The 12,053-nt window shown below is 45.7% G+C and carries 8 protein-coding genes; 4 read left to right on the top strand and 4 right to left on the bottom strand.

Annotated features, from left to right (window positions below; translation table 11 throughout):
* Nucleotide 1: 1 nt before the first annotated feature.
* The 3 genes from NWE95_11005 to NWE95_10995 all read right to left on the bottom strand — a co-directional run bounded on the left by NWE95_11005 (nt 2) and on the right by NWE95_10995 (nt 3,931).
* Nucleotides 2-307, bottom strand: a complete 306-nt coding sequence (locus NWE95_11005) for a hypothetical protein (protein MCW4004427.1) — start codon at nt 305-307, stop codon at nt 2-4.
* Between the two features lie 242 nt (nt 308-549).
* On the bottom strand, nt 550-1,305 hold the full coding sequence (locus NWE95_11000) for a diphthine--ammonia ligase (protein MCW4004426.1): 756 nt from the start codon (nt 1,303-1,305) through the stop codon (nt 550-552).
* A gap of 289 nt (nt 1,306-1,594) precedes the next feature.
* Nucleotides 1,595-3,931, bottom strand: coding sequence for a PQQ-binding-like beta-propeller repeat protein (locus NWE95_10995; protein ID MCW4004425.1), 2,337 nt, complete (start codon nt 3,929-3,931; stop codon nt 1,595-1,597).
* Between the two features lie 515 nt (nt 3,932-4,446).
* Between NWE95_10995 and NWE95_10990 the strand changes: the two genes are divergently transcribed.
* The 4 genes from NWE95_10990 to NWE95_10975 all read left to right on the top strand — a co-directional run bounded on the left by NWE95_10990 (nt 4,447) and on the right by NWE95_10975 (nt 11,008).
* Nucleotides 4,447-5,499 carry a radical SAM protein gene (locus NWE95_10990; protein ID MCW4004424.1) on the top strand — a complete coding sequence of 351 codons (1,053 nt, stop codon included), beginning with the start codon at nt 4,447-4,449 and terminating at the stop codon, nt 5,497-5,499.
* Nucleotides 5,500-5,580: 81 nt separating this feature from the next.
* Nucleotides 5,581-7,818, top strand: a complete 2,238-nt coding sequence (locus NWE95_10985; GenBank protein MCW4004423.1) for a PQQ-binding-like beta-propeller repeat protein — start codon at nt 5,581-5,583, stop codon at nt 7,816-7,818.
* A 151-nt stretch (nt 7,819-7,969) separates the two neighbouring features.
* Nucleotides 7,970-9,367 (top strand): cobalamin-dependent protein, encoded by a 1,398-nt coding sequence (locus tag NWE95_10980; GenBank protein ID MCW4004422.1) that lies wholly within the window; start codon nt 7,970-7,972, stop codon nt 9,365-9,367.
* A gap of 354 nt (nt 9,368-9,721) precedes the next feature.
* Nucleotides 9,722-11,008 carry a coproporphyrinogen III oxidase family protein gene (locus NWE95_10975; GenBank protein MCW4004421.1) on the top strand — a complete coding sequence of 429 codons (1,287 nt, stop codon included), beginning with the start codon at nt 9,722-9,724 and terminating at the stop codon, nt 11,006-11,008.
* 148 nt (nt 11,009-11,156) lie between these two features.
* Here the strand turns inward: NWE95_10975 and NWE95_10970 are convergent, their stop codons facing one another.
* Complete coding sequence (locus NWE95_10970) at nt 11,157-11,915, bottom strand: hypothetical protein (GenBank protein MCW4004420.1); 759 nt, start codon at nt 11,913-11,915, stop codon at nt 11,157-11,159.
* Nucleotides 11,916-12,053: the final 138 nt, after the last annotated feature.

Below are 12,053 nucleotides of genomic sequence, written 5' to 3'. Positions count from 1 at the left end.
GCTATATAGGCACGTTGATTGTTTTGAGAATTTCGATGTAGGCTTTTGTTGGCAGTTTGTTGTCCGTGACGTTTTTGATTAGCATACGCCCCCCGTCAAAGAGGCTTATCTCCATCTTCATATAATCAAACATCAACATCATCGGCGACTTCACACGGATTTTCAGGTGTTGTTTTTTTATTTTTTCACATGCTTGATCCATTTTAAACTTTACCGGCGGCGCTGGAGTTATGTCGGCGGTTGTTCCTCCGCAGAGCCAAACAATGTTTAGTGTAAGGTTGCCGATAACTTGTTTTTCTGACACCATGCTTAACTCCAGACTTTACTGTTCTAGGGCAGGGTCGCTTTATCAACATTACGATAAAACAGGTCAACGGCAATCTTTAAATTTTTAATCAAGTTGCAGAATTGGCTACAACCTGCCTGCAGTCTGGGGCTAACGATGACACAAAAAAGCAATAATTTACAATATCTGCTGGTAGATGATGAGTAGGGCGGGCACTCTCTTCTTCTACTATAAAAAAACAAACCAATCAAAAAAGGCTTGAACTACTGTTTTAGGGAAGGGGTGTTTTGGTTTTTGGGTTTAAGAACGGCTTCTTCAATATCCATATAGAGAAAGTTTCCCTCTCTGAAGGGCGAGCCTCCAAAATCAACCACTTTGCTTTTCTTGGTGAATTTGGTTATTTCAATGCGTTCCTTGAACAATGGCGCATCAAGTGAAGTTGAGTGGTACTCGCCAGGCTCGCCTGAGACATCTATTCCTTTACCTGCTGGACCAACGAGGGGCTTCATGTCTTCGATGCATTTCCTGTCAATCCAGCGCCCCAGCCAATCCTGCGTGAAGTATCTTTGGTCAATGCAGCTCAGGATTGCTTTAACTCCTGTTGACTGCTCAATTTCCATGATTCGCTTGCGGTAGCGACTGCCTGGAATCAGGTTGAGCGGTCTATCCCAAAGCGGCATTAAGAGTTTGACGCCTAATTTTTTGCAAGCGTCTTTCCACACGCGCCTATGATGGACGTTGTCGATGTCGCCTGTGACTATGGCTTCGACGCCTTCTTCTTTATGTAGCCGTTCAAGGGTACCCATAATATCGTCATAACGGTTGTCTGTGATTTTTACAAACTGGTGCGGAAGCCCCAGCGTTTTCGCTTGCAGCTCTATGACTTTGAAGCTGTGGAAAATGTAGGGATCCATGTAAATGTACGTAACCAAGCATGCTACTTCGTGTCCCTGCTCGATTACTTTGTGGAGTGCTGTGCAGCAGTCTTTTCCGCCGCTCCAGTGAACAACAACTTTCATTGCTTTAACATCCAAGCGAGTTTGAATTGTTTTGGATGTTAGACTAAACATGTTAACTTATTAAGCGTTTACGAAATCCGACAACACCGCTACGTTTAAGTTGCGTTTTCAGAATAACGTGACAACAAGTTTTCAACATGCTATTGACCGCCAAAATCACCAATAGTAACCCACCCCCTATAGGTTTCTGCATAGAGTTTCTAATATGCTCCAAATATGTTCGGGTTCTGTCAATTGTGACCAGAAAATCGGTTTCTTCAAGTTAAGAGCGCGCTGAGCAGGAGTACTTTTAATCAGTGGGTTTCTCGGAGAAGCGGTTTGAAAGGGAGATGTTAGCCCGTTTCAAAACAAAGTAGCCGACAGAAACAAAGATGACAACTATGATGACTGCGACTGCAATTAAAACCATGTATTCAGAGGGCAACTCGAACGGTGTTGGCGTAGATGTAGGAGCAGGTGTGCTTTCACCTTGAGTGTATGATTCGGAGTAGCAGTAAACATTCCAGTCGTGGCATCCCACATACAATCTTCCGTTAGCTATAGTTGGCGATGACCAACTGCTGGAGCCTGTGGTGGCAGTCGCGATTTTTGTACCGTTATTGGTTACGTCTAGGACGAATATGTTACGTTGACTCGTTACCATGTAGACTTTGCCGTCAGCATAAGAAGGAGCAACATACAACTCGTCGCCTGTATACGTACTCCAAATGGTGTAACCGTTGGTTGCGTCGAGACATGCCAAGTTGAATTTGTCAATGACGAAAACTTTGCCGTCAACGTAAATGGGTGAAGAAACAATAAACTCGCTGGCTGTCGGGTTTGAAAAAGTCCACTTTATCGCGCCAGTTTGGGTGTCTATGCAGAAGTAATCGCCCCAGTTAGACATTGCAAACACCATGCCATCAGCGACGGATGGAGAACCCATCATTTGGGTACCGCCGGCAAAGGAAATTCGGTAGGGGAACTTTTTCTTCCAGATTACATCGCCAGTTTTGGCATCAAACTTGTAGAAAGCTCCTGTCTGGGGTTCCTCAGACAATATGTAGACAGCACCCCCAGCTACCGCTGGTGAAGACGAAACTGGACCTTCAGTTTTGGTTTTCCACACGATGTCGCCGTTGTTTGCGTTAATAGCATACGTGTAATTGTCTAAGGAACCGACGTAAACTATGCCGTCAGCAACTGCAGGTGAAGATTTCAAAACCAAGTTGCCGAAGGTGAAAGGTAAATCGCCGTTTACAAATGTTTTCCAGATTAGCGTGCCCTTGTATGCATCTAAACAGTAAACGTAGCCGTCGTCGCCTCCCGTGTAAACTCTGCCGTTCACAACTGCAGGGGAAGATTCGATGGGTGCCAAGGTTTCATATTTCCAAATCAACTGGCCGCTCCATGCGCCGATGGCATATATGTTCTTATCTTGAGAGCCAAAGTAGACTATGCCGTCCACTACGCTTGGTGAAGAAATAACTGAGCCTTTTGTTTCAAACTTCCAAGTCAAAGAAAGGTTTGCTGGACCAATTGGCGCTGTAGACGAGTGGACTGGGTCAGCACGCCACATAGGCCAAGAACTAACGGGAACCGATTTCTCTCCAATTGCCCATATCTGGTTAGCTGTAGTGTACTCGGTTCCTGAAATCGTATCAACCGCTGTTGTTACGTCACCTGGAATCATAAGCAACATGCCGTAAGCAATGGCAACAGATTCTCGTGGTGGCAACGCTTCTAAGGTAAGTGACCAAATAGTTTCACCTGTGAAAGCGTTTAAACAAGAGAACTCGGATATGCCTTCAGGAGCATTGTACTGGGCGGATTGCCCTGTTGTCACGTAGAGTTTGCCGTCTGCAACTGTGGGCATTCCAGGCCACATGAGCGAATCGTTTGGACCCTTGTACTTCCACATTACCTCGCCTGTTTCCACATCGAAAGCGTAGAGGAAACCGTCTTTGTTCATTTCATAAACCATGCCGTATGCTACAGCGCAGCCTGTGACGAAGTAGCCGTTTGTGTCAGGTTTGTATGTCCAGAGGATTTCGCCGTTTGTGGCGTTAAAGCAGTACATTGTGTTGTCGTCTGTGCCTCCCTTGAAGTATCTGCCATCAGAGTAAGCACCCGTGAAAACCATTGGACCCTTGGTCAGGGTTGTCCATAAAACATCGCCTGTTTTGGCATCAAGCGCCAACTGCTGGTTCTCAAACGAGCCAGTGAAAACCTTGCCGTCGCCGTATGCAGTTCCGATGCCTGTTATGCCGCCGCCGCGTATGTAGGTTCTCCACGTTCGTGTTGGCGGTTTTGCTGGGTTTGAGAAGTCCCAAGCTTCTATGTAGGAGCCGACTTTGGTGTAGAACATTTTTTCTTCGGGGCTGTAGACGTTGCTGTTGAAGATGCCTGTGAAAGCATTAAAATCAGTGCTGGTCCACAGCAGAGCGCCTGTTTCGGGGTTAAAACAATAGTTCTCCACTACCATGTGTGAATCATCGATTTTGTAGGCGACAGGCCACGTTGTACGTTCAGGAAAAGCTGTTCCCCACACGATTTTTCCTGTTTGGTCAAGCGCTAAAGCGTGCGTGTGGTTGCAGGCGTAGATTTTTCCGTTGAACGCTGAGATGTAGGGTTGAATTTCAGTCATGTTAGTTTCCCACAAGATTGAGAATTTGTTGGGGGCGGGGCCTGCTGAAAACCGAGCGTAAGAGGAATCGCCTTGGAACTGGGGCCAATCATACTGGTTCAAAACCGCGCTGTTTGAAGCGTTAACTTGTGCACTAACAGAGTTCGTTTGGTAGAGTGAAATTGGAGCGTAAACTGATGAAAGCAACAAGAAAGATAGAATTGCTATGATTGGGAATTTTCTTATTGTAGTTTACCCCCGCATATTCATGGGCAACATATGGATTCTTGTCAAGAGATACTTCGATTCCTTGCCCAATCATATTCATAAGTTTATTTGAGTATAAGCTTTACTGAATCCAGCAGAAATGCGCTTTCAGCAAATATTCCAGCAAGCTATAATTGCTAAAAAACATCGTAAATGAAAATAAGAAGTCAGCGCATAATCTTTTTTAGGTTGAAAAGAAACGTTAAACAATCAATCATTGAAGAGAATTTGGGGTTGGTTTTACCTTGACGCATAAAGGTCCTTTACTTATGACTTCTTGGAGAGCAACAGGAGCCTGCAACGCTCGATGCAGATACTGCAATGTTGATGCTACAGGTCAACATGCTCCAAGAGAAATGACTACGCAAGAAGCGTTCCATTTGGTTGATGAAGTGCACAAGTTCGGCGTAAGATGGTTCGGAATAAAAGGTGGCGAACCGCTCATGCGCAAAGACATCTTTGAGATTGTGACTTACGCTAAGAGCAAAGGCTTAAACGTGTGCCTATTAACCAACGGATGCTTTGTTGACGGCGACATATACGATAATTTGGTGAAAAACCAAGTTTGGACATCTGTCAGCATTGACGGGCCAGAAGAAATCAACGACCAACTGCGCGGAATAGGCTCGTACAAGAAAGCGTTGGCAGCCATCGAAAAACTTTCCAAGGGCAAAATCCTAAACGGCTTAGCCTGTGCAATAACGACCGTAAACTACAAGTACCTTGACCACGTTGCCGAATTAGCTGACAAATACCATGCTAACTTCGTCTGGTACAATCACTTGGTGCCCAGTGGCAGAGCAAAATCCACCATGGAACTGACCCCCACACCTGAACAGTACGAGTGGGTTTTGAATCACATTTGGGACATCACAGAAAAGTACAGAGGCAAATTTGAAGTGCACGTTCATTGCCCACATTTTGCCCGAGTTGTAAAACAAAGAATCCCTGAGGCACAGTTTAACGAGTGGTACGAGAAGGAGTTCCATGGTAAATGCACCTACTTCGCCTTCGGCGGATATTTGAGCGTAACAGAAAACGGTGACTTAATCCCCTGCTTCTACACAGACCTGCAGCCTTCTGAACCGTTAATGCTGGGCAACATAAGAAACAAAAGCTTAACTACCGCCTGGGAAGAAGTCAAACAATCACCCTACTACAACAAATTCCAAGCCCGAAACGTGCTAAAGGGCAAATGCGGAGTTTGCGAGTACCGCGAAATCTGCGGCGGATGCAGAAACCGAGCTTACGCCTACACGGGCGACATAGCGGAATCTGACCCCGCTTGCGCCTACATTCCAGAGGCTCTGCGTAAAAAATAGCGTAAACACTTTTTTCTTCGCTCCCTTTATTTTACAAAATATCTTATAAGCAATACCAGCGAAGAATAATTAAGAGTAGAAATGAATGGGAAAAAAATCATCTGCCTCCTCTTAGTGGCGCTCTTTTTAGTTCCAAGCGTTGCCTTTGCAGAGAACCAACTAAACGAGAACTCGTGGCCTATGTTCCGCCGTAACCTTGCTCATGACGGCTACTCAAATGCACGTGTACCCCAAACGAATCAGACGTTGTGGAAATTCAACACAGGCGGCCAAGTAGGTTCGCCCACCGTTGTTGATGGCGTAGTGTACGTGGGTTCGTATGACCACAAGGTTTACGCTTTCGACGTTGCTACAGGCAAAGTTATTTGGAACTACACTACAGGCGGGATAGTGATTTCTCGCCCCGCAGTTGCAAACGGCGTTGTTTGTGTTGGTTCAGAGGACCACAACCTTTATGCATTAAACGCCAGCAATGGCAAGAAACTTTGGAGTTTCACTACTGGGTATTATGTTGATTCTGACCCCTTCATTGTTGACGGCGTAGTCTATTTTGGTTCAGAGGACAACAACGTTTACGCTTTGAAACTTACAACTGGAGAACGCTTATGGAGTTATGCCACTGGAGCGCCGATAATGCTGTCTTCCACCACTGTAAGCGGGGGCATAGTGTACGTTGGCTCATTGGATAAAAAGCTCTACGCTCTAAACGCTACTGATGGCGAACTTGTTTGGAGCTATGAGACAGGCGACATAATCGTTTCTGTACCATACGTTGCTAACGGCGTAGTTTACGTTGGTTCGATGGATAACAACATTTATGCCATAAACGCTTTCGACGGCACACTAAAATGGTCTTTCACAACAAGAGGCGACATCTACTCTTCACCTTATGTTTCAAACGGTATAGTCTACATTGGGTCTCTGGATAACCACGTTTACGCTCTCAAGACGTCAGATGGCACAAAGGTTTGGAGTTACAAAACAGGCGGAGGCGTTGCCTCTTCACCAACCGTTCAGGGCAACGTGGTTTATGTAGGGTCTGATGACGGCAAAGTGTATGCTCTAAACGCTACTGATGGAGAATTCATATGGAGTTTTATAACAGATGACATGGTGATTTCTTGGCCCACGGTAGCTCAAGGCAGAGTATATGTGGGTTCGTGGGATGGAAAACTATACGCCTTAAACGCGCAAGACGGCAAACTTGTTTGGAGATTTGCAACGGGAGGCCCAGTTGATTCCTCGCCAACGGTCGCGGATGGTTTAGTTTATGTCGGTTCCCATGATGGTAAAGTGTACTGTTTGAATGCTTCCACAGGCATGGTTGGCTACGATTGGGAACTACACAACACGGTGGTCTGGAGCTATGACACTGGAGACATGGTCATGTTTTCTGCCCCAGCAATTGCGGACGGAGTGCTTTACGTGGGCTCTTACAACGGCAAAGTCTACGCTTTAGATGCAAAAACAGGCGCTTACATTTGGAGCTACCTCACTGGATTCGCAATTGTTTCTTCACCCGCGGTCTACGAAGGCGTAGTGTATATAGGCTCAGAGGACTACAGCATCTACGCCCTGAATGCTTCGGATGGTAGCTTGGTTTGGAATTACACGACAGGCGACCAGATAATGGTGTCCTCACCAGCTATCGTCAATAACGTACTCTATATTGGTTCAAACGATGGCAACGTATATGCGCTTGATGCTCTAAACGGTGACTTTCTATGGAAATTTGCCACAGGTGGATACGTTGTGTCTTCGCCTGCCATATCAAACGGCGTATTGTACGTGGGTTCCTACGACCATAACATATACGCGATAGATGCTTCAAAGGGGCAACAGATTTGGAATTACACGACTGGCGGCGCTGTTTCTTCGTCTCCCGCCATTGCAGACGGCAAAGTCTACGTTGGTTCAGACGACAAAAAGTTGTATTGCCTTGGTGCTTCCGACGGCAAACTTGTGTGGGATTACATGACGGGTGGAGAAGTTGCGTCATCGCCAGCAGTAGCGGATGGAACGGTACTATTTGGCTCATATGACGGCAAACTCTATGCTCTTGATGCAGGGAATGGCGGTTTCAAATGGAGTTATGCTACAGGCGGACAAGTTGTCTCTTCACCTGGAATATCTGCGGAGGGAGTTTACGTTGGCTCCTACGACCACATGATATACGCCTTCGACTCCTTACCTGTTGAACAACAAGCGTCTGAAACCTCTCCACTAGTTTATGTCACATTTGCTTTCCTTGGGGTTTTGACGGTTCTTGTGGCGGCTGGTTTAGTGTTCTTTAGAACCAAGCCCAAACAAATCGCTTGAGTTTAAAGAGCCAATTTTAGGTCAACCCTCATAATTTACGAAAAACTTTCAGGTAACGTAAAGTTCAAAAGTCCCAAAAACATTGGCTAAGCTATACCTAATCGGATGACCAACCACCCCGATTAACCCCTCTGCACGCGTGTATGGTGAAATGAACCCAAACAAAAAAATAGTCCTCGTTACTCCACCGCTTCTACAAGGAATCGGTCACCACCCACTTTTTCCGCCGTTGGGCTTAGCTTACATGGCGGCAGTTTTGGACCAAAACGGTTTTGAAGTAAAAATCATTGACGCCCCCGTCCTGCAATTTAGTCATGAAAAACTCCAAGCTGAAATAGCAGCCTTTCAGCCAGACATCGTCGGCATCAGCTCCATGACACCTACGATTGAGTCAGCTTTCAAAGCTGCACGTTTAGCTAAAGAGGCGTGTCCAGACGCAAAAATCATTATGGGCGGACCACACGCAACTTTTTCAGGCAAAGAAATCCTTGCTACTGAGAAATCAGTTGACCTCATAGTGCATGGTGAAGGAGAAGAAACCCTCTTAGAACTTGCCAAGCAACCGAGTTTGCAGAAACTCGCTGATGTTAAAGGCATAATGTTTAGGAAAGGCAACGAAATCATCCGAACAGCCCCTCGACCCTTCATCCAAAACCTCGACGCGTTGCCTCGTCCCGCTTACAAGTTTGTTCCTATCGAAAAATACTGGATTGCAGGACAAAAATTGTTGTCGGTTATAACCAGCAGGGGATGCCCCTTCCAATGCACTTTCTGCGTTGCCTCGCAAATGTTTGGGGCACAGTTTAGAGCCCGAAGCCCAAAGAACGTTCTTGACGAGCTGGAATGGCTCAGAGACGAATACGGCGCTGAAGGCGTAGCTTTCCAAGACGACACATTAACTTTCGATAAACATAGGGCCACACAAATCTGCGACGGCATGATTGAACGCAAAATTAACCTGCGATGGGGATGCGGAACCCGCGCAGACGTAGTCACCAAAGAACTCCTAACCAAAATGGGCAAAGCACACTGTGACGAAATCATGTTCGGCATAGAGTCAGGTTGCCCCCAAATGCGCGCCATCCTAAAAAGAGGCGTCACCAACGAACAATGCGATAACGCGATTAAATGGGCAAAAGAAGCAGGCATGTTCGTTACAGTATCAGTCATCTTAGGCTATCCAGGCGAGACAAGAGAAACCCTGCAGGAGACGCTTGATTTTGTCCGCAGAGCCGAACCCGACGATGTTTGGCTTTGCCACGCCACACCCTACCCCGGCACTGCCCTTCGTGAACTCGTTGAGAAGAACGGGTGGAAAATGGCAGAGGACTGGAAACTCTACAACACGATGAACCCTATCTTTGAAGACCCCAACCTGCCCGCTAAAGACATAGCGGAAATGCGAAAGAAATTCTACAACCAATTCTACTCCCCACGCTACATCGTGCGGCAAGCGGTAAAAGGCTACTTTAAGGGCAACTTGTACAGCAAAATAATGGTTAGAACTGCAATAAACTATAACCTCTGGCGAATCATGGCACGCATGTAGGTTTGCTGAGGCTCTGGAACACTTTACAGGAGAATGTAAAAACATGATGCATGGGCTTTATTTTCATCATAGCCTTTCCAGAGCCCTTTCAGCCCAGCTGCCTTAGCATAAGACCATTTATTCGGAACTTTGTTTATAATTCTAAGTGGAAAGTATCCACTGACAACATGACAGCTAAGCATTAGCTCAATCAAAAAGCTGGCAATTATACACTGTGCCCTGCCTATTTACTGTTTAAACAATAGAGAAGAGGTTGCTGATGCTGAATTTTCAAGTTACGGCTTTTTAACGTAAACTTTATTATGCCTACGAACCGTTGTAAACCTACAAATCAAAAAGGACCGAATCACTAAAATGACAAAAGCCTCTGAGCCAGAAGTTTACGGTTCACGAGAAAACTGGCCCCCATACACCTACAGGGATTACCCAGACATCAAACCTGAAACATATCAAGCATTCATGGAATTTCTAAACACTGAGAATACTTCTGGCAGGTTGATGGAGTTGCAACCTTGGATTTCTGTTTGCGACTCAAGATGCGCTTTCTGTTATTTCCCAACAACTGCAACCAGCAAAGTCAAAATTGAGCCTTATCTTGACTTGCTCAAAAAAGAGTTGGCTATGTACGCTAAAACAAAATACGTCAAAACAAGCGTATTTGACGAAATCGTCTTGGGCGGCGGAACCCCAAGCGTTTTGACGGCTGAACAGATGATTGACCTCATCGATTTTTGTAAAGCGAACTTTAACACTAATGATGAGTACTTCATCAAAGTCACGGGTTCCTCAAAGACCCTTGCCCTCAAAAAAATTGACAAACTTGCCGAGTACGGCGTTTACCAGATGGACATGGGCGCTCAAACTTTTGATGACAAACTACGCAAAATGCTTTGTCTGCCAGACAGCGCGGCAGACGTGGAAAAAGCCATTCGACATGCACGAAAGCTTGGCTTATGCGTCTGTGTTGATTTGATGTATAACTTGCCTGGGCAGACAATGGAAAGCTGGATTGCTACGCTAAAGAAAGCCATTGAGTTAGATGTTGAAATAGATGCTTATTCACTACACGTTGACCCAGGCACGCTTTTAGAGAAGATGATAAAGACAGGTGTTTCTCCGCCGCCAGGAGATGCGGAGTATGAAAAGCAAATGTACCTTACCGCTTACAAGATGCTAACTGAAGCAGGATACAAAGCGGTTGGTCACGACCGCTACAGCCGCGTGGAGTGGCACATGCGTGAGAACTGCCTAAACGGTTGGCCATGGGGAGGCATACTAACCACAGGGGCTGGATGCTTCATGGGTTACCTTCAAAGGTTCTCTTACTCAAACCTCGAAAACATACACGACTACATGGCGACGGTGGCGTCTGGTAAACTGCCCATTTGCAGGCTGTCAGAATCAACACAAGAGGATATGATGAGAAGAACCATGACGCGCCTGTACCTGCGGTTGCCCGTGAGCAAAAAAGAATTCATGGAAAAATTCAACACAATCCCCGAAAAGGTCTTTCCAGCGCAACTGCAAAAACTAAAAGACCAAGGCTTAATCGAGATTGATGAAAACGAGATTAGGTTGACTAAGCAGGGTGAAGTTTGGAAAGGCAATATCGCATGGGAATTTGCGCCTAAACACGCCTAATTTTCTTCATTTTTTCTTCATTTTTGTTTTTGCCTAAGCGTGTATTACCTCGCTTTTCTATTTGTTTCCGAGCTAAAAGACTTTCAAAAAAAATTTCTGCGGAACGTCATAAGCGTGAACAGAAAAGAAAAGGAAGGGGGAATTTTTCTTAGTGTTTCTGTGGCTGAATGCCATACCAAGTCATGACTTTAGCGAGAACAGGTACTATTATGCCCAAGGCAATGCTTGGAACGAAACCTGTCACGATTGCCATCAGAGGATCGTTTGCCCATTGGGCTACTGCCATACCTCTTGCAGAATACGGGTCAGTTGGATCGCCAAGCGAGACGTTGTAGTTCATAAATGCTTGAATGACTGCGGTTATCAGAGATGCGGTTAAGCCTGCGCCTAGCATTCGTTTGAAGTTTGTGGATCCGCCACTGAGCGAACCTGCAATGTAGCCGATTATGACAGCGTTGACGAGGTAGAAGAGCATGCTTATGTCGCCGAAAAAGTTGTAAGGCACCGCTGAATAACCGCTGCCAGTAACAGAGGTGATAGTACCGTTTGCAATTCCAGCTATTGTGTCGTTGGTCAGTGGAATTGTTACCTGAACCATTCCGCCCATTGCATATAGTCCATTATATTGACCCGCGTTTGCTAAGTAGTATATGCCACCCATGATGAAGCCTGCCGCTCCGCCTGCCCATTTATTCCACAGCAAACCTAGAACCAGTGGGACACCGAGAACAATCATTTGAGCAAAACCGTTAACCAAGATAACAGCGATTACGTTGGTAGCACCAAGGATGTGGTGTTGTCCGCCTACGTTGATGTAAACTGCGAAGACGAAGATGAGTATTACCAGAATTATCGGTATAACAATGGCATCAAATAGGTTTTTTAGCTTGAATTTATTTTCTTCCAATTTTTATCCCTTGACTTATTTACGTTGTGGCGAGTTTATAAGCTTAATGCTGTGAAGCTCGGTATGGATGTTTAGGCGGCAAAAGTCTTCGATTGGGTTTTAAGCATGCGGGTAGACCAATAATAAAAGAAAAGGTTA

Source organism: Candidatus Bathyarchaeota archaeon (assembly GCA_026014725.1).
In the GTDB taxonomy this organism is placed as follows: domain Archaea; phylum Thermoproteota; class Bathyarchaeia; order Bathyarchaeales; family Bathycorpusculaceae; genus Bathycorpusculum.
The sequence above is the reverse complement of the archived record's forward strand: the minus strand, read 5'-3'. Positions and strand labels throughout refer to the sequence as shown.